Genomic DNA, 18634 nt, shown 5'->3' with positions numbered 1-18634 from the left:
GGGTATAAACCCGCTTGTTCTCATAGCAAATACACAAGGCATCGACCGCTTTGCTATTGGGTAATACTCGAATGATCTTCACGCTGCCACCGCCTTTAAATGACCTGTTTCAAGAAGCTTTTTACGCAGCCAGATTTCACCCTTTCCGGTGATCAATGCTGTGTGACTTATTCTGGTTTGGGAGTTAGTCTCGTAAGTGCCCTGCTTCACCGTAAAGTAACCACGCTCGACATAGTCTTGATACGGCAAGTTGTAAGAGTCTTCACGGCTCATGAAGATCTTTAACTCTCGTAGTACACGGAAAATAGTCACAGGCCCTAAACCGACCGCTTTTGCAAACTGACCAAGCTTCACGCCTTTATCCGCTCCCGCGATAGCATCTGCAAACTCTGCCTTTGGTACCGCAATGGCTAATGCCTGGTTCTTTTCTTCCAGTTCCTTGGCTTGGTTAGCCGCTAACTGCAGTGCTTCAGCAAATGATTGCGGAACTTGAAGCTGAGTTTGTTTTTCTAGCTCTTGCCAGCGATCAATGATCTTTGCCCGAATCTCAACGCTGTATCCAGAAACAAGAACCATCGTGTTGCGATAGTTAAAATGAAATTCTGGGTACCATTGTTTGTTTTGTTCGTGCTGGTACTGGGTCTCCGTTCCGAAAACGACACCCCTGTGAATTAATTCACGACATGTTTTTAGTACACTGTCATGCGTAGTTCCTACGAACACAGCAATCTCTCGACTGCTCATTGTCATCTCTGTTTGGGTACTGATACTTAGCATTCAACTCCCTCCGCTCACCAGTATTGACTCAAGAGCCCTAGGCCCTTATCCAAATCTTGATTGTGTTGCCGGTTCTCGTGTCCGACATCCGATGTATTTCCACACCCTGCTTGCGAGCCTTAGTGATTAACTGAGTTAACTCCAAAGCAGAAATCTCTAACTCCCTGCAAAGCTCCCCGGGTACCCAAACCTTAGGCCGCGAAACCATCAACTTAATCAAACGTTCAACCATGCTCACCTACCAAAGTGTTTTGCTTTCAGACTGGCTATCATCGATAAGCCATTCTTGCGATCTTGCTCCTTCTCACCTTGTGTTTTTGTTCGCTGCTCTGGGGTTGGTAACGCCTTTGGACAAAACACTGAAATATCTTCACCCGCAACCAAACGCTTGATGAGGTGCCCATATTGAGACTCAAAGATAGGAAACAACTTGGCTTCAGGAAGGTGCGTTAAGTCCCAATGACCAATCTGATTAAACGTGGCCAAAATTAGTGGCGGCAAGCTGTAACGGGTATCTTGGCTGTTGTATTCTGCTATCCGGTTAAACGCCTCTCGAGCTGTTGGATACCCCATATCTTCAGCTGACGGCTTGCACCACGAAATGAACTTTCCAACACTAGGGAAGAAATCACTCTCGCTCGAGCGGGCCTTGCGAATGCCATATTGAATCTCTCGTAGGTCGTACAGGTTATTTTCAACCAGCCCCTTGAGGTAGCTACGCTTGAGATCAGCCAATTCCTGTGGTTTCTTCTCAAAGCGAACATTCCACGCTGGGCAAGCCTGCAGCAGTTCCTTGAATATTTGATTTACATGATTGGCAGTTTGTCGCGAGTCATCCATGCGCGCTTCTTGATGGTTGTCGAGGTGTCCCTGCACCACGCTCAAACCCTGAGCCAAATTCACTACCGATTTCATGATTAACCTCCCGTCCAGCTCAAGTCATCGTGCTTAGGTAGTTCATGGTCCATACCCTCTATCCAACTGGTATCCTGGTTGATTTCACTCAGGCTACGGTTGGTTCTCGATAGCCACTCAGCCTTGAAACCCTGCCAGTTCCTGAACTCCCACTCGTCCAAACAATCTTGCAGGCTCAAACCATAGTCTCTGGACGCAATACCAAATTGTTTGGCGAGCTGATTCAGCACGTTCTGAGTCACATTGGCACGCTTCGATTTTCGGATCCGTAAAATCATTTGGATTTGCTCTGGTGAGATTTCACCAAGCACAGAAAAATCCAAATCGGAATCAACTGTGATCTTTTTCGACGAGGATTTAGGTTTCACGTCAGGAACAATTTGCCCTGACTTTTCCCCCTCAGGGGGACTAGGGGGTAAGATCTGTTTGTTTGTATATGGTTTGGATCTGTTAATGGAATCGGTAGATGTCCCACTTCCTAGGATTTGGGAGTTCTCCCGATTCGATTCGGTAGATGTCCCGTTTCCATTCGGTAGATCTACCGAATCCATTTGGGAAATGTGTTCAGATGGAGGAAAGAGAAGATCCACCAGCGCATCACCATCAATTCGGTAGTGCGTAGTCGGAGCTCCATTTGCCTTCTTGCGTGCCGTTTCTAACACCCCGTTTAACTTGGATTTTATTTGGCGAACAGAGTTACGCACCTGATCAACGGTTAACGATAGCTCTTCTCCCAGTTCGTCATTCGACTTATAAAACCACTCGCCTTGGGGTTTCGTGCTAGACCAAAACACCAACTGAGATAACACTGCCGCATGGGTGTAATTTCCCTTAAACAGAGAAATGTAAGGTCGGGATATGGTGATATTTGCGCTCTGACCAGAAAGCTCTCTAACTACATCAAAAAGTCGAGACATTACTGTCTATCCTCCTTTGGTAATCTTGCCCCTACTACCAAACGTTTACTTCCCTGCCCCAACACAGCAAAGTTATTAGCAAATAAAATCAGCATGAACCCAGTAATGGTTTGAGCATCCACGACAGCCTTGTAGCGAGAACGAGTAAGCAGCGAGAAACCGCCCGTTGTTAGCTCTTGGCCGTCTAAGTCAAAATACGCAGCAGAAAAATACATCACTTACCCCCTGCCCAATCGGCAAACGAACTGCGTGGCTTACTCTTTGCCAGAGCTCGTGACTTTGGTTTTAATGCCGACTCATGCTGCTTGGCACTCGCCTTAAACTTGGCGTTCCCCATCGCAGCGCGACGGAGGTGATCAACCTGCTTTAAACGCTCACTTAATTCCATAGCCCTGCTCCTGTGTCATTCGGCTTACAGTTCGTTTACTTACCCATTTCCAATCGCCTGGTTTAGTCGCCAAAAAATAGACGTAGTTATCAAAAACTAAGACAGCCTTAATTCTTGCGCGATGGCGCTGTTGTGTTACTCTTTCCATTGAATCGACCTTCGTTTGCTGATTCACGGCCCTAACAAGTTGCCGCTTGTTGGGGCTTTTCCATTTCTAGATGTGCCAAATATCTCTGGCTCTTTGTGTTGATCGCCTTGAGTGCTTCCTTCTCCAGCTCGTGCTTAACCACAGCGTTCTGCTCCAGTGCAATAGAGTTGCGATACATCTGCGCCAGCTGCTCTATCGTGTTGAGGGTTTCCATCACATTCATGACAAAACTCCCGAAGACATATCGCCAAACATCATGGCCATGCTGATTCCACCAAAGCGACTCTCTGCGGCGTAACCAATCGTCATGGCCGAAGCCACCAGCGTATGAATGGATGAAGACAAGCGGCTAACGCCATTGGCTGAAAGCTTGTTTACGTTAAGTTGCTCGGCCATCTCACCAAGCGCCTTAGTAGCAACCAAAAACTCGGCATTAAGATTTGCCTGGGAGTTGTAGTTAAACGGCATAGGTGTGCACAGCCCGACCTCTTTGCATAGGCCGTCGATCATGCTGTAGTCACCAGACTCTTTGGTGAACGCGATAACATCATCAACAAACAACTTTGATTCCGGTTGGTTGGTGTTAAAGCGCTTCTTGAGTCGGTTGCTGTAATCCACTTCTGAGTAACCAAGCCTTAACGCAATAGCGCGCAGGCTGTGGTTGTTCTTAAAACGAATAACGCCTTCATAGAAGCGAGGGAATTTCCCCTTGCCTTGAGATTGGGTCATTGGATCACCTCCGTACCTTCGGGTAATTTATTTATTAAGTTCAGGCCAAATCTGCTGCCAATCATCGGGTCTCAGATCTGGTCTAGTGACTGCATTGTGAGAATTGAGTTCTATTTGAACGCAGAGAAGAGGATTAAGAAGCTGATTAACGCTAATCGCCTTTCTTAAATAACCTACTGAACTTCCACATTTATTTGCGAATTCAACCTGTTCAGATTTTGTAATTGAATTCAAATACACTCGTAGTTTTTCCATGCTTACCTCACTATTGGGAATTTAGTATACCCACAGGTAAGCATAGAACACAACCCAAATCATTACCTGTGGGTTATTTACCTTTTGGTAAGTGGATTGTTAGTATCTGTTTAGATAGGAAAATTAAAGGTCAGCGCAGGCATGGATCGTTACGAACTCCGAAGACAACATTTAATAAAACTCAGAGATGAGAGATGCAATGGAAAGATTGCAGAACTAGCCAGAGTAATTGATCGCGATCCTTCTTATGTATCCAGAATGCTTTATCCGGAAGGAAAAAAAGCCAAGAAGCGTATATCGGAACAGATGGTTGAGGTTATAGAAACCAAATTTCAACTACCTCAAGGGTACTTGGACTCTCCATTGACCCCCTCATTGGAAAACTCAAACAACGAGTCAAATGCTCAAATTTTAGGGACCATCGACGCATGGGATCGTAAAACCCCACTTTCAGATGATGAGGTAGAAGTGCCGTTTTTTGCAGATATTCGCCTTTCAGCTGGCAGCGGTGAAGTAGTCGAACGTGAACATACCGGTCTTAAACTGCGTTTTGCCAAATCGACGTTACGCCGCTACAACGTACCGCCAGAGTGCGCGGTATGCGTAAAAGCGACGGGCAATAGTATGGAACCCGTATTACCGGACGGTTCAACTGTCGGGATTGATACTTCTAGTACAGGGGTAGTAGACGGAAAAATGTACGCCATTAATCACTGCGGTGAGCTTAGAGTGAAGCTCTTGTACAAGACACCAGGTGGTGGCTTAAGGGTGCGCAGCTACAATGCAGAAGAACACCCCGAGGAACGCTACTCACAGGAACAAGCGACTGATATCGTCGTACTCGGTCGAGTATTTTGGTATTCGGTCATGTTGTAAAGAACTTCCATTAGATACCAACCACAGCGTTTCAGGCCACTGAATATTAATAGGACTCAGAGTCCTATTTATATTCAGTGGTCAGGTAAACTTGCTATTCATGAAAAGTTGAGATTATCCTTGCTAAAGCCTGAGAAGCTGCCATTTGTCCATGCTTATTAAAATGACAGCCATCTTCCCTTCTCATTCGTGTTGAAATTAGCTCATCGGTATTCACACCCAATTCAACCCCATCAAACATGTCAACCAAACTATTCTGTGCGTAAGTAATGGCATTAGGATACTCCCCTCCATTACAGTAACTTGCAATCGACATAAATATTGGAGCCATCACCCCTGCATTTCTAATTGATTCTTCTAAACTAGAAAACGAGTCCACATATTGTTCAGAACTGACCCTCCATTCGAAATCGGTTTCACCTTGATGCCAGATCATGTCAGTAACATTATACATCTTGCGTATTTCAGCGATTTCACTTAAAAACCTATCGTTCAATTCACTACCTTTGGACCATGCGGCTATAGGAGAGCCTCCAACTCCAAGAGATAGAATAACAACTTGATCATATGTGCCATTGTCTACTAATGACTGAGCAGTCAGCGTTATCCACTCGCCATTCTTACCAGTAGCACCTAGCAGAGGGGATTTGGCTTCATAACATTTCCCTTCATACCAGTTAATTACATTTGGAACCTCATCACTTTTAACTAGATAATCAGCAGAATTTGCGGAATTACTTTGACCGAAAGACACCAAAACTCCAAGCCTATCAGTTGCAGGCGGACAAGAAATTACTTCTCTAGTGGCATCATAAGATAAAACGTCATTTCTAGCTCCGAAACGAGAAAAAGTGAAGTCAGTTTCAACAGATGATTGCTTTAATTGCTTTATTTTTTCGAATGGGAACCAATGATATGAACCCACACCTAAGCCATACACAAAACTAGCACACACAACTATTGAAAAAGCTAATAATTTTAAAAACTTCATCCGTTATTAATCCTTATAAACCTAGGCCCATTTTTAACTATATTTAAGCCAAGACAATAACACATAAAGCAGACAAACTTTTAAAAAAAGAAGATATAAGAAACGCTTAGCTGGTAAAGACGAGCTTACCAGTCCACTACCTAGACAACATTGGCGAACAAAAAGCAAGCTAGGCACTTTTCCCACCGCCTTCGGGCGGTTTTTTTGTGCCTGCAACAAAAATAATTACCCAAAGGTATTGACCAAACACGTTACCCATAGGTATTGTATGTATCAACCGACTTACCCCAGCATCTGGTGGGGCGAATAACCACTGCACCGGAGCGTTTCTGCCTATGTCTGTCTTACGACGAAAAGTGAAACGGTGACCGGGAGTGACTATCCAAGGATGGGAACGGGAATGCCCTTACTAAGGGCACAACCTAAAGCCTTTCAGAGCAAGGGTTTTAGGGTGTATTGAATATCTACCAATAGGAATAGCAATGATTCAAGGCATGGAGTCCAAACAGCGAGTGGAACTGGTTCTCTCCCTAACCAAGATGCGCAGCGAACAGCAAATAGAAGCTCTTTTGCGTTACTTCGTTGACGGTTTGAACTTCTCTGCCTGCGCGGAATTAGCTGGTATCACTGAATCCAATTTCCAACGGGCGATTGACCGAGTTCAAGCAATAGACACCACTATCGAGAAAATCAAGGAACTCGACTGGCAAAGGTTTAAATCACAAAAGTGATAAGTGAGTTAACTCAATCTAAGGAGTTTATCGTGAGTATTGAGCGTTATGTAGAAAACAAAATACACGAGTATTTAGTTGAAGACGGCTGCAGTGAACGTATCGCTCGCCAAGCAGCTCAAGAAGGACGAGCATTCTTCAATCAATGCAACCACAAAGATCCATTCTACGAATCTCTTTGTCATGCTGGTATTCGTTTTGCTCAAGCTCTCGAACCCAAATACAAGTTTAAGAAGCTCAAGCCAGCCAATGCGAAGCCATTTGTTAATCAAAAGCCTCGCTCAAGAAAACACAAATCTCAACAGGCTTTAATTTAGAGCAAGGAAAGCGCATGGCACTTACCAAAGAACAATACGAAAAAGCACAACGCATCATTGAATCTATAAATGGCAGCGGAAGATCAAAAGCGGTGGGTAGGTACTTGCTTGAACATCCAGGCAGAAACCCGACCTATCAGATTTGTAGTGATTTAGGAGTTAAGTCGCAACTGATTTGCAAAGCCGTCTACTACCTGCGTGGTAAGGGTGTAGGTATTAAGTCTGAGCCAAGATCACTCCAACCTTACTACGAGCTAACGATGGACGAGAAAGACAACCTTCCAGGTAAGAAGCCGCATACAAGAGGTGCTTCTAATTGTGAAGGCTTCCGCTTTGTCAAAAAGGCTCATCCGTTCAAACCGAATGTTTTATTACCGCAGTGGGGAGCGTGAGATGTCAGAAACCAAAAAGCCAAACGAACACTTTGTTAAACGTCACTTAACCAACAAGCTACAAGCACAAGGCATCTCCGGCCACCAGCTGGATGAAGCCATCGAACGTGGCATTCAGTACTACCACTACGGTACTTACGACAAAGCAAACACTATTCAATGCTGTGTTAACCATGCACTGCAATACGTTAAAGGAGAACTTACACATGGATAATCAACACAAAAAAATCAAAGGCTACAGAGACCTAACCCAAGACGAAATCGACCTAATGAATGAGATTAAAGAGCAAGGGCAGCAGCTCGAATCGTTGGTTTCAAAGTTAGAAGCAAGCAATGCGATGACTGGTAATCATGCAATTGATATGCGCTGGGCTCAAATCGGGAAGACCCATTTACAGCAAGGGATAATGGCTTTAGTTCGCTCAGTAGCAAGACCTGAAAGTTTTTAGTGGAGAAGAGATAATGGAAAGTACAGTAATGGCTAATAAGATCCACATAATGCTAGACCTAGAAACAATGGGCAACGGAAGTAATGCCGCTATCGTTTCCATTGGCGCTGTTGTCTTTGATCCAAATACCGGAGAGTTAGGGGCAGACTTCGAAGAAGTCATCAGTCTAAACAGTTCAGCTTACTACGGCGAGATTGACGCCTCTACAGTGAATTGGTGGCTACAACAAAGCGATGAAGCCAGACAAATATTCAGCAATGATGTGACCAAATCTAGCCTTAAGAACGCATTGGAGCACTTTAACCAGTGGTTAGCGGATCTTGGTGAACCATCAGAGCTGCACCTATGGGGTAACGGCAAAGAATTCGACAATGTGATTACCCGAAACGCATTTAAAGCCTGCCGCATGAAACCTTCTTTCAGTCACTGGAATGATCTTGATGTGCGAACCATCGTTCGAATGGGCAAAGATATATTAGGCATTGACCCGAAAAGCACCCTAGTTCGTGAAGGTACCCATCACAGCGCTTTAGACGATGCGAAATTTCAGGCGAAGTATGTGAGTGAGATTTGGATGGAACTAGACAACCTAAAGGGAGCAGAGGTGAGTGATGGCTAATGCAACTTTCCAAACCGAACTGGGCGCGGTGACAGCAAAAGGCCCCTACTTCAGCTTTATTCAAGGTCGTGAAGTTATTCAACTGACTTTCATCAAACCTGAGAACGAAGCCAACGGCTATGGGGTATGTAAAGAGTTTCCGAGTGATATCAGCCTATCACCTGAGTTCATGTCCAACTTTGCAGAGCAATCCGTAGACCTGCTTTAGCTTCTCGTCCCTTAGTTCATTTATGTAATTCGCCTATGCCCCATCACTTGATAATGGGGCATTGCAGGACTTTTATTTTCATTATTTATTGGAGGTTTTATGAGCCGTGCTCAGTTTCAGGTTGTCGCATTAAAAGCTGCTAGCCCTCTAATTGGTTTAAAGGAGGATACGTTACGTAAGGCAGCTCGTACTGGACAATACCCTTCAACTGTTATCAAAAAGGTTGGCGGCTCGTGGATGGTCGATATTGAGGAGTGGAATAAGTGGCACCGCGATCAGATGTAAACAGTCTTCCTTCTGGCATTGAATGCCATGGTCATAGCCTTCGCATAGTCTTTTACTACAAGGGCAAAAGGCACAGAGAATCACTAGGGCTTCCACCAACTAAGCAGAATATCAACTTTGCACGAAGCAAACGGGAAACGATCCTTTATGAGATGAAGATCGGTGTTTTCAATTATGCTCAGCACTTCCCAAATTCCAAGCATGCCACCGGCAAACCAAAATCCATCACGGTTGGTGAGTTAGCCAAGCGCTTTATTGAGTCTAAAGAAGTGGATGTGCGATCTTCTACACTACAACGATACGATTGGGTCATGAGAGACTTCTGTGAGATGTATGGTGCAAATCGCTCTTGCGATACCCTATCACCCCGTTCGCTTTCCACCATTAGGCAGAAGTTGGTTAAGAACTTGGGGGCGCGCACAGTGAACCGAAACCTAGTCACGATTAATGCGTTTTTGGCTTGGCTGTTTAAGATGGAATACGTCGATAAGGATTACTCCAAATTGCTCGAGCGCGTTAAAGAAGCCAGAGCAGACATCGAGCCATTCTCGATTGAAGAGATCGACAAAGCGTTAGCGTCCCTTAACCAGTTGCAGCATAAAAACATGTTCATCTTGCTTATATACACAGGCCTGCGCAGCGGTGAGCTCTGTGCATTAGCTTGGGAAGATGTGGACTTCGAGAATAAAACCATCCATGTAAGACGCTCCACCTATGAGAAGCGTGGCCTTAAAACCACCAAGACGGATGAAGAGCGCTATGTTGATCTTATGCCACCAGCGATCGAGGCGTTAAAAGCCCAGCGCCATCTTACTTATTTGTACCCAGCGAAAACGCATGATGTTGAACTTCCAGGTAAAACATTTAGACAGGAAACATTGAGGTTTGTCTTTAACCCTAAAGCCGTTCGCAAGCAAAAAGGCAGTGACTACGACTATTATGGGAAACGTGCATTAGGTAGGATTTGGGAAGAGGCCTGCGCATCGGCTGGCATTAAATATCGCAATCAGTACCAAACGCGTCACACGTATGCGAGTTGGATGATCACCCATGCGAACGTGAACGTCAGCTACCTAGCCCAACAAATGGGGCACGCGAACATTACGATGGTCGCCAAGATTTATGGCAAGTGGTTGCAGGAATCGAACAAGAAAGAATCCGACCGAGTGTGGAGAGAGTTGGAGAAATTGCAGAAATAAAGAAACCGCCAAAACTGGCGGTTTTTCTTTGGGGCTATTTTTTTGGAGCTTTGGGGCTAAATTGGGGCTTTTTTTATCCGCACATATACCTAAATTTACCAGTTGACTGGATGTGTATACAGTGCTAGAAAACTTTCAACGCCCCAACGATTTTAACCCTTCAGGCTTATTCCCAATCAAGGATAACTTTGCCGGAAGCCCCGCTACGCATAGCGTCGAAGCCTTTTTTGAAGTCATCAACTTTGAAGTGGTGCGTGATAATTGGTGTCAGATCCAGACCTGATTGAATCAATGAAGCCATCTTGTACCAAGTTTCGAACATTTCGCGACCGTAGATACCTTTGATCACCAAGCCTTTGAAGATAACTTGGTTCCAGTCGATACCCATGTCTGACGGTGGAATACCTAGTAGTGCAATGCGACCACCGTGGTTCATTGTGGTTAGCATTGAGTTGAATGCTGCTGGGTTACCAGACATTTCTAGACCAACGTCGAAGCCTTCTGTCATGCCTAGCTCAGCCATTACGTCTTCTAGCTTCTCTTCAGCCACGTTTACTGCGCGTGTTACACCCATCTTACGAGCAAGTTCTAGACGGTATTCGTTCACGTCTGTGATCACTACGTGGCGAGCACCAACGTGTTTAGCAACCGCTGCTGCCATGATACCGATTGGGCCAGCACCTGTGATAAGCACGTCTTCGCCTACTAGGTCGAAAGAAAGTGCTGTGTGTACTGCGTTACCAAACGGGTCAAAGATAGACGCTAGATCGTCAGAGATGCCTTCAGGGATCTTGAACGCGTTGAACGCTGGGATCACTAGGTATTCAGCGAATGCACCTTCACGGTTAACGCCCACACCAATCGTGTTGCGACATAGGTGAGTACGGCCGCCACGACAGTTACGACAGTGACCACACGTGATGTGACCTTCGCCAGATACGCGGTCACCGATTTCAAAGCCACGAACTTCCTGACCAATCGCAACCACTTCACCCACGTATTCGTGACCAACAACCATAGGCACTGGAATTGTCTTTTGTGACCATTCGTCCCAGTTGTAGATGTGTACGTCTGTACCACAGATAGCGGTTTTCTTAATTTTGATCAGAATGTCGTTATGGCCAACTTCTGGTTTATCAACCTCAGTCATCCAGATGCCCTCTTCAGGCTTTAGCTTTGATAATGCTTTAATTTTCATAATGTAACCTTAATTAAAGGCCCTATTGTCTAAGGCCTAGAATCTTAAATAAGACCCATGTCCTTACCAACTTGGATGAACGCGTCGATTGCACGGTCTAGCTGCTCGCGAGAGTGCGCCGCAGACATTTGAGTACGGATACGTGCTTGACCTTTTGGTACTACAGGGAATGAGAAGCCGATTACGTAGATGCCTTTCTCCAGCGCACGCTCTGCGAATTCTGCTGCTACTTTTGCGTCACCAAGCATGATCGGAATGATTGCGTGGTCAGCACCACCCATTGTGAAACCAGCGTCTTCCATACGAGTACGGAAGTGTGCTGCGTTTTCCCATAGACGATCACGTAGGTCACCGCTCTCTTCTAGTAGATCTAGAACGCGGATAGAAGCGCTTACGATTGCTGGTGCAACAGAGTTAGAGAATAGGTATGGACGAGAACGCTGACGTAGCCAGTCAATCACTTCCGCTTTACCAGATGTGTAACCGCCTGAAGCGCCGCCCATTGCTTTGCCTAGCGTACCAGTGATGATGTCGATACGGTCAACTACGTTGTGGTGCTCGTGCGTACCTGCACCTGTTTTGCCCATGAAGCCAACAGCGTGAGAGTCATCAACCATAGTCAACGCGCCGTACTTCTCTGCTAGGTCACAGATAGCCGGAAGGTTTGCTACTACGCCGTCCATTGAGAACACACCGTCCGTTACGATAAGAATGTGGCGAGCACCTGCTTCTTTCGCAGCGATCAGTTGTTGCTCTAGCTCTTCCATGTTGTTGTTTGAGTAGCGGAAACGCATTGCTTTACATAGACGAACACCGTCGATGATTGACGCGTGGTTTAAAGCGTCAGAGATGATTGCGTCTTCTTTGCCTAGAATAGTTTCAAATAGGCCCGCGTTTGCGTCGAAACATGATGTGTAAAGAATCGTATCTTCTTTACCTAGGAACTTAGAAAGCTTCTGCTCAAGCTCTTTGTGGATGTCTTGCGTACCACAGATAAAACGTACTGAAGCCATACCAAAGCCGTGCTCGTCCATGCCTGCTTTACCCGCTTCGATAAGTGCCGGGTGGTTAGCAAGACCAAGGTAGTTGTTCGCACAGAAGTTTAGTACTTCTTCACCAGTAGAGATTTTAACAGCCGCTTGCTGTTGAGACGTAATGACACGCTCTGATTTGTAAAGGCCTTCCGCCTTTACTTCTTCGATTTGCTGCTGAATCTGTTGGTAGAATGCAGAAGACATTTGAAATTCCTTCCTAGTTATTTTGGCGAGTATTTACTCGTTTAGAATTAGGCTTAGCCTTTATGTGACGGGCGTCACGGGCTATCACTCATCAATTAATTGTAGTGTAATTCAAGGAAGGAGGAAGGATTATACCTTAAGGTGGAAAAGCATTAATGAATCCTAGGCACAAGTTCGATTAATGCTTTTCTATAAGGTTGTTATAAAAGGAATTATAGCCAGGTAGGCTTAGCCAAAAGTGTTTCAAAGTCCTTAGCAGGTAATGGTCGGCTATAGTGGAAACCTTGTCCGAACTCACAGTTTAGGTTTTTCAGGTAATCCACATGACGCTGTTCTTCGATGCCTTCTGCGACGATCTTAAGATCCAGCGCTTTCGCCATTGCTATGATTACGTTGACAAGCTCGCGGTCTGAGTCGTTCTCGAACATATTTTGCATAAAGCTACGATCAATCTTTAAGCGGTCGAACGGAAACTTCTGCAAGTAACTCAGCGCAGAATAACCAGTACCAAAATCATCAATAGTAAGTTTGGTGCCTAACGCTCGTAAGTTATTAAGCATGTCTAATAGCTCAGAATCGTGATTGAAGAGGAGACTTTCTGTCACTTCAATATCGAACTTATTTGACGGAAGACTAGACTCCTCAAGGCTGTGTTTAATAAACGTAAGTAAGCGCTCGCAGTACCTAAATTGAACACTAGAAAAGTTTACAGAAACAAACAACGGAGTCAGACTTTGCCATTGTGCCGCTTGTCGACACGCTTGTTGAATAGCAAACTCACCAATTTGATGAATTAAACCATTTTTCTCTGCAATAGAGATAAACTCTTCAGGGTTTACAAATCCGTACTTGTCATCATTCCAACGCATTAGCGCTTCTGCCCCTACGATTTTACCACTACTCAGCTCAATAATTGGCTGATAATACAGCTCTAATAACTGATTGGAGATCGCACTTCTCAGACGATTTTCCAGATCCAAATAGCGTTGCAAATCTTGGTTCATATTATGGTTATAAAAACAAAAGCCATCACGCCCATCTTGTTTCGCCCGATACATTGCCATATCAGCACATGCAAGGAGCTGCTCAGCGTTGTCTCCGTCATCCGGGAACACAGACATTCCGACGCTGCTACTCAAGAAGAATTCATGGTTGTTCCAAACAAACGGATCGTTAAACGCCGAAAGCACACTTGAAGCAACTCGCTTTGCAGTATCATTATCAGGCAAGTCTGGGATGACGAGTAAAAACTCATCCCCACCAATTCTCGCCAATAAGTCTGTTTTTCTTGCGACTTGATACAGTCGCTGAGCACTGAGTTTAAGGATTTCATCCCCAACAAAGTGTCCCATTGAATCGTTAATCTGCTTAAAGTGGTCTAAGTCGATGAACATCACCAAAACTTTAGACCCACTACGCGATGCCCTAATTAACTCCAAAGCCAATCGCTCGGAACCATAACTACGATTAGGTAAATTGGTTAATGTGTCATATTTAGCTTGGAAGGCGAGTTCTTTTTCAGACGCTTTTCGACGTTCAATTTCGTTCGTTAATTTTTTATTCTGTTGAGAAAGAATATCTTTACGCTTTTTTTCTTCCTCAAGCTTAATTTTCAATTCAATCCTATTATTGTTCGTGATGAATGCATAACATAAAGCAATGACGATCATAACGGCCAGAATACTCAAACCAATAATAAAGAGCCGTGATGTAAATATATCTCGTTCACTCAAAGGCTCGAACCACGCCATCAATTTGAAGTGATGTTTATCCACAGGAACTTCAAAGTAAATTTTTCCGTCTACAGCCTCAGAAACGAAATAGTTCTCATCCTTATTGTGAGAAGGTGTTTTATTTATGGTATCCCATACAACCATTTCCACGTCTTTTATTTTTAGCACCATTCGGCTATAACTATCTTCGTGTTCTTGGTTAGTAAGTTGGTCAATAACAATATTCTTATTAAGATCGGCAATTAAAAAGGCAACAGGCTTTCCGGAGAACTTAACTTGCTTAATGACTTGAATGCGAACGTCATCATTGTATCGCGTCGCACAAACCTCTTCGGGATGCCCGTGTTGAGTCATTAAGGTTTGTATGTCCATTTTGTGCTCGGCAAGGTTTTCAGATCCAGTGGTGACAATGGTGACTCCATCACTGCCTACTAGCGTGAGCTTCTTATAGATTTGGCTGCTATTAATTAGCTTACTGTCTATCTTCTCATCGAAGCGACGCTTTAAATTAATTAGACTGGCACCTAATCCATACTCCATTGACATGCCAGAAGCTAAATTACCAAAGAATGTTTGTATTGTTTTATCTGTAGCTAGATTATCAACATCTTCACTCGCTATGGTAAATAAATTATCGAGTGTGCTTGCATAACTTTTTACTTTTAAATCTAGTTCTCTGTATTGAGATTCTTTTAATTTATTTTGACCTACGCTAGTCACAGTAATAAGCATAGCTAAGTAAATTGAAACTAATATTGCGCTTATTGTAATAAATCTTTTACTGGAAAATTTTTTAACGGCCTTATTCATCGGACTTTCTTTTTATCTTCTATAAAGTAATCGTTATAAAAGTAGTAAATAGATGGATAGTATTTTTTTACTAATTTTTCGTATGAACCGTCTTTTTTTATCGAGTCTAAATAACGATCAAATGCTTTGCGTAATTCAGGGGAATTTTTACGGAATGCAACAGCCATTTTTTGATTTTCAGATATAGGGCCAATGACTTTTATTTCGCCCGGCCATTTTTCGAGGGCAATTAGCGTATCCGCAACATCTAATAATGTGCTTTCCGCATCATTTTTCATTATCGCTGGAACCATCTCATTAAGGAGACGCGCCCCATCAGGTAATATAACTTTTGCACCTGTGTCATATAAGTCATAAAGGTTAGGATCCAAGCAAGAATGTTCTAAAGCTAACACTTCGCGACCATCGATCAGCTGCTTGACGTTTTTAACATCTTCATCGACCGACCCACTTGGTTTAATCGGGCTCAGACTAGAGTCGGATCTGGAAACCAACCATACACCTGAAGGAAAATAATCCTGTGAAAAATCGACTACCTCAGAGCGCCAATCAAGAATAGTAACGCCGTTTGCGATCAAATCGCCTTCAATTGGAACACTTTCTCCGACAACAGCCTGCTTGTTGTGATATTGCACATTTTGCCCTGTCAACTTACCAACCACGTCGCTCCACTGTGCTGGAACATACTGGTACTGAACACCTAGCGACTTGGCAAAACCTTTTATTATCTCTACATCCAAGCCAGTCAAAGTTTCCACTTCACCTTGTTCAATATAGGAGACAAAGTTAGCGTACGGGACACCAATGTGACGCAGTACACCGCGTTCACGGATTTGTTGTAAATCGTCTGACCAAGCGGCAGACGACGCAACAGAGGTAACCATGAGCGCCACCGTCGCTAAAGTTCTTTTAAATGCTATGACTGACATAATAATATCCTTACCTTTCACAAAGCGCCCAATAATGGGCGCTTGAGTGATAAACAACGATGTTAGAACGACGAGTAATACAAATTCGTCATCGCCACTACGAGCCCTTCCACATCTTGTTCGTCATGGAACAAATGCGTAGAGATACGCAGCGCGTAAGTATCAAAGTCATCATCCTTATGCAGCTTAAAGCTAGTCGTACGGATGATGTAACCATACTCTTCACGTAAACGATCTCGGAATTCCGTCAGTATCTCTTCATTAGTTACATCGGAGAACGGGTTAACCGTCGTTAAGCCACTGGTTAAGCCTTCCACGTTTGGTGAATACATTTTGGCTTGTGGTAAGTACTCTTGAAGCAAGGTTTTACATAAACTACCAAGGCTTACAACTCGCTCTTCGATACGGTCTCGACCAATCTCATCCCACATTTTGCAACTATCAACTAGTGCTTGTTTCGCAGGATAGTTATCGTTACCAATGTATTGCATTTGCAGCTGTTTACCTAGGTAATCAGCATGAGAAAGTGAGGAGTTGATCAACCATAACGGGTTCTCTCGGTCACTCCAATACTCATTCAAACGGTTACCGTTATCACGAACATACAGAATACCTGTCGCGCCCGGACCACACTGCCACTTATGACCAGAACCTGCATAGAAATCACAATCCATATCGTGGAAATCAAGGTCAAACATACCGACCGTATGCGCGCCATCAACAAGAGTAGGTACACCATACTCTTTTGCTAAAGCACAAATGGCTTTTGCTGGTAGCGCGGTTCCTGTTTTGTATGTGATATGAGAGAAAACAATTAGGCGAACGTTTTGATTCGCATCAAGCGCGTCTCGGAACGCTTGAATGTAATCTTGCTCAGAAACGTTTTCGGTACCAGTAAATACTGGTAGTTGAATTTCTACCACATCCACACCAAAACGATGTTTCGCTACGTTCATAGGTGATGTTGCAGCAATATGTTCATGGTGTGTCGTTAGAATCACATCACCTGGTTCAAAGTGTAAGCCATTAATGATCGAGCATAAGCCATCAGTAGTGTTGCGGCTGAGAATGATCTCTTCTGGGTTAGCACCAAAACCTGGTGCGACGTCTTTAACCATCTCTGAAACATAAGGCCAAGAGCCAAATTTGCCTTTCATGTCCCAAGGATATTTAGCCACCAGATTGTTGTTATACTCGTAATCTTCAAGAACATGTTTTGGCATTGAACCTGTTGTACCAATGTTCATGTAAGTGGTTCGTTTGTCCAAAACGAACTGTCTTCGCACTTTACGCCAGAAGCGCTTATCGTGTTTTCTACCTAGCCCGCGGCTGCTCCAATCAATTTTCTGTTCTCGTGCTTGAGCTACGCCTGAGAAAGCGGAAGCACTCACACCAGCAACAACAGCTCCTGTTGCGCCTTTCAGAAAATTACGGCGGCTGCTATTAGTCTGAATAGATTCCTTGTCTTTCATCTTTTTCAATCCTTGTCGGAAATTAGCCATATTATTAATTTTAAGTGCGTAACTATCTGTTACTAAAACATTATTACCCATTACAATCAGAGTTTAATTTTTTCCTCTGCCATTAAGTGACTTTAGTTCCAATTTTTTATCTTATTTGATGATATAAGCAACAGTTTGACCACAAATCTATAAACAACAATGTTCACATTAATATATTCGTTAATTTGATTATTCTTTATTGCGGACAATTCCACCAAATTCTTTATAAAACAATTATGAGCTTTGTTATAAAGTCATTAAAAATTTAACTTTGCGTTAATTTAAAAATATTCAGGCTATTTTAAGATTGGCGTCTATTCTTTTTATATCTTAACGATCTCAACATGTTAAGACTAAATAAAAGAAAGCTGATTTCGGATCGAGATATCAGTTTAAGACTATAAAGTGATACACATCACTCTATGACATAAACTCACCGCTCAACAGACATAAGTAAAACAGGTTTTCACTAATATGTGCTTGAGCGTACACCCTAAAAGAAGGAGGTCCCATGTTAAAAGGATTGCTATGCATTTCAGTTGCATCCGCTCTTGTCGCCGCCCCTAACGCGCTAGCAAAAACGGTAGAAATGACTGCTCTCAACACCAATGAGAGCGCTGGTACCATTGAGGTTTCACAAAGTGATTATGGCGTTGTTTTTACGCCTCAATTATCAGGTTTGTCAGCAGGTGTGCACGGTTTCCATGTTCACACTAATCCATCTTGCGATAGCATAGAAAAGGATGACAAAACCGTATTAGGCGGCGCAGCAGGTGGCCATTATGATCCTAACAACACAGGGAAGCATGGCTATCCTTGGACCGATGACAATCATTTAGGCGACTTGCCTCCACTCTATGTGGACATGGACGGCAATGCCAATCAGCCCGTTGTCGCTCCTCGCCTAAAATTATCGGATTTAAAAGGTCGAGCGTTAATGATCCATGCAGGTGGTGACAATCACTCCGATCACCCAAATAAGCTAGGTGGTGGTGGCGCTCGCGTCGTATGTGGTGTTATTGAATAAA

The 18634-nt window shown here is 43.9% G+C and carries 24 protein-coding genes; 11 read left to right on the top strand and 13 right to left on the bottom strand.

The genetic code is table 11. The features are described from left to right. Positions 1-78: 78 nt before the first annotated feature. The 7 genes from R8N49_RS21365 to R8N49_RS21335 form a co-directional block, all read right to left on the bottom strand. On the bottom strand, positions 79-777 hold the full coding sequence (locus R8N49_RS21365; protein ID WP_318190088.1) for a phage antirepressor KilAC domain-containing protein: 699 nt from the start codon (positions 775-777) through the stop codon (positions 79-81). Between the two features lie 234 nt (positions 778-1011). Then, the gene (locus R8N49_RS21360) at positions 1012-1692 is read right to left on the bottom strand and encodes a replication protein P (RefSeq protein ID WP_318190087.1); all 681 of its coding nucleotides are present in this window, start codon (positions 1690-1692) and stop codon (positions 1012-1014) included. A 2-nt stretch (positions 1693-1694) separates the two neighbouring features. Further along, on the bottom strand, positions 1695-2609 hold the full coding sequence (locus R8N49_RS21355) for an ATPase (RefSeq protein WP_318190086.1): 915 nt from the start codon (positions 2607-2609) through the stop codon (positions 1695-1697). Then, a complete protein-coding gene (locus R8N49_RS21350; protein WP_318190085.1) occupies positions 2609-2824 on the bottom strand; it encodes a hypothetical protein in 216 nt (71 codons plus the stop codon). Before R8N49_RS21350 ends, R8N49_RS21355 begins: the two co-directional genes overlap by 1 nt. Continuing rightward, positions 2824-2997, bottom strand: a complete 174-nt coding sequence (locus R8N49_RS21345) for a hypothetical protein (protein ID WP_318190084.1) — start codon at positions 2995-2997, stop codon at positions 2824-2826. Before R8N49_RS21345 ends, R8N49_RS21350 begins: the two co-directional genes overlap by 1 nt. A 179-nt stretch (positions 2998-3176) precedes the next feature. Next, positions 3177-3368 carry a hypothetical protein gene (locus tag R8N49_RS21340; RefSeq protein WP_318190083.1) on the bottom strand — a complete coding sequence of 64 codons (192 nt, stop codon included), beginning with the start codon at positions 3366-3368 and terminating at the stop codon, positions 3177-3179. Beyond that, positions 3365-3874: a phage regulatory CII family protein gene (locus tag R8N49_RS21335; RefSeq protein WP_318190082.1), complete on the bottom strand. Its 510-nt coding sequence runs from the start codon at positions 3872-3874 to the stop codon at positions 3365-3367. Before R8N49_RS21335 ends, R8N49_RS21340 begins: the two co-directional genes overlap by 4 nt. A gap of 513 nt (positions 3875-4387) precedes the next feature. On the opposite strand from R8N49_RS21335, the gene R8N49_RS21330 reads away from it, so the two are divergent. Beyond that, positions 4388-5005: a helix-turn-helix transcriptional regulator gene (locus tag R8N49_RS21330; protein ID WP_318190081.1), complete on the top strand. Its 618-nt coding sequence runs from the start codon at positions 4388-4390 to the stop codon at positions 5003-5005. A gap of 94 nt (positions 5006-5099) precedes the next feature. Here R8N49_RS21330 and R8N49_RS21325 read toward each other — a convergent pair whose 3' ends face one another. Next, on the bottom strand, positions 5100-5996 hold the full coding sequence (locus R8N49_RS21325; protein ID WP_318190080.1) for a sialate O-acetylesterase: 897 nt from the start codon (positions 5994-5996) through the stop codon (positions 5100-5102). A 482-nt stretch (positions 5997-6478) separates the two neighbouring features. Between R8N49_RS21325 and R8N49_RS21320 the strand changes: the two genes are divergently transcribed. The 9 genes from R8N49_RS21320 (at position 6479) to R8N49_RS21280 (ending at position 10196) form a co-directional block, all read left to right on the top strand. Further along, positions 6479-6727 carry a PapB/FocB family fimbrial expression transcriptional regulator gene (locus R8N49_RS21320; RefSeq protein ID WP_318190079.1) on the top strand — a complete coding sequence of 83 codons (249 nt, stop codon included), beginning with the start codon at positions 6479-6481 and terminating at the stop codon, positions 6725-6727. A 32-nt stretch (positions 6728-6759) separates the two neighbouring features. Continuing rightward, positions 6760-7044: a hypothetical protein gene (locus R8N49_RS21315; RefSeq protein WP_318190078.1), complete on the top strand. Its 285-nt coding sequence runs from the start codon at positions 6760-6762 to the stop codon at positions 7042-7044. 14 nt (positions 7045-7058) lie between these two features. Next, positions 7059-7436 carry a hypothetical protein gene (locus R8N49_RS21310; protein ID WP_318190077.1) on the top strand — a complete coding sequence of 126 codons (378 nt, stop codon included), beginning with the start codon at positions 7059-7061 and terminating at the stop codon, positions 7434-7436. Between the two features lies 1 nt (position 7437). Next, positions 7438-7650, top strand: coding sequence for a hypothetical protein (locus R8N49_RS21305; RefSeq protein ID WP_014232336.1), 213 nt, complete (start codon positions 7438-7440; stop codon positions 7648-7650). Beyond that, positions 7643-7885, top strand: a complete 243-nt coding sequence (locus R8N49_RS21300; RefSeq protein ID WP_318190076.1) for a hypothetical protein — start codon at positions 7643-7645, stop codon at positions 7883-7885. Before R8N49_RS21305 ends, R8N49_RS21300 begins: the two co-directional genes overlap by 8 nt. A gap of 13 nt (positions 7886-7898) precedes the next feature. After that, positions 7899-8504 carry a 3'-5' exonuclease gene (locus R8N49_RS21295; RefSeq protein ID WP_318190075.1) on the top strand — a complete coding sequence of 202 codons (606 nt, stop codon included), beginning with the start codon at positions 7899-7901 and terminating at the stop codon, positions 8502-8504. Then, a complete protein-coding gene (locus R8N49_RS21290) occupies positions 8497-8712 on the top strand; it encodes a hypothetical protein (protein WP_140154888.1) in 216 nt (71 codons plus the stop codon). The genes R8N49_RS21295 and R8N49_RS21290 overlap by 8 nt, the downstream gene beginning before the upstream one ends. A gap of 99 nt (positions 8713-8811) precedes the next feature. After that, entirely contained in the window at positions 8812-8997 is a 186-nt protein-coding gene (locus R8N49_RS21285; RefSeq protein ID WP_318190074.1) for a hypothetical protein, read from the top strand. Beyond that, positions 8976-10196: a tyrosine-type recombinase/integrase gene (locus R8N49_RS21280; protein WP_318190073.1), complete on the top strand. Its 1221-nt coding sequence runs from the start codon at positions 8976-8978 to the stop codon at positions 10194-10196. The genes R8N49_RS21285 and R8N49_RS21280 overlap by 22 nt, the downstream gene beginning before the upstream one ends. A gap of 166 nt (positions 10197-10362) precedes the next feature. Here the strand turns inward: R8N49_RS21280 and tdh are convergent, their stop codons facing one another. The 5 genes from tdh to R8N49_RS21255 form a co-directional block, all read right to left on the bottom strand. Then, positions 10363-11394, bottom strand: a complete 1032-nt coding sequence (tdh, locus tag R8N49_RS21275; RefSeq protein ID WP_318190072.1) for an L-threonine 3-dehydrogenase — start codon at positions 11392-11394, stop codon at positions 10363-10365. Between the two features lie 44 nt (positions 11395-11438). Further along, entirely contained in the window at positions 11439-12632 is a 1194-nt protein-coding gene (locus R8N49_RS21270) for a glycine C-acetyltransferase (protein ID WP_005375095.1), read from the bottom strand. A 212-nt stretch (positions 12633-12844) separates the two neighbouring features. Further along, on the bottom strand, positions 12845-15175 hold the full coding sequence (locus R8N49_RS21265; protein ID WP_318190071.1) for a putative bifunctional diguanylate cyclase/phosphodiesterase: 2331 nt from the start codon (positions 15173-15175) through the stop codon (positions 12845-12847). Then, positions 15172-16104 (bottom strand): transporter substrate-binding domain-containing protein, encoded by a 933-nt coding sequence (locus R8N49_RS21260; protein ID WP_053307925.1) that lies wholly within the window; start codon positions 16102-16104, stop codon positions 15172-15174. Before R8N49_RS21260 ends, R8N49_RS21265 begins: the two co-directional genes overlap by 4 nt. A 62-nt stretch (positions 16105-16166) precedes the next feature. Continuing rightward, positions 16167-17576, bottom strand: coding sequence for an aminotransferase class V-fold PLP-dependent enzyme (locus R8N49_RS21255; protein WP_258489165.1), 1410 nt, complete (start codon positions 17574-17576; stop codon positions 16167-16169). Positions 17577-18117: 541 nt separating this feature from the next. Between R8N49_RS21255 and R8N49_RS21250 the strand changes: the two genes are divergently transcribed. Further along, complete coding sequence (locus R8N49_RS21250; RefSeq protein WP_213879420.1) at positions 18118-18633, top strand: superoxide dismutase family protein; 516 nt, start codon at positions 18118-18120, stop codon at positions 18631-18633. Position 18634 lies beyond the last annotated feature (1 nt).

It is taken from the genome of Vibrio sp. 1978 (genome assembly GCF_033344345.1).
The sequence above is the reverse complement of the archived record's forward strand: the minus strand, read 5'-3'. Positions and strand labels throughout refer to the sequence as shown.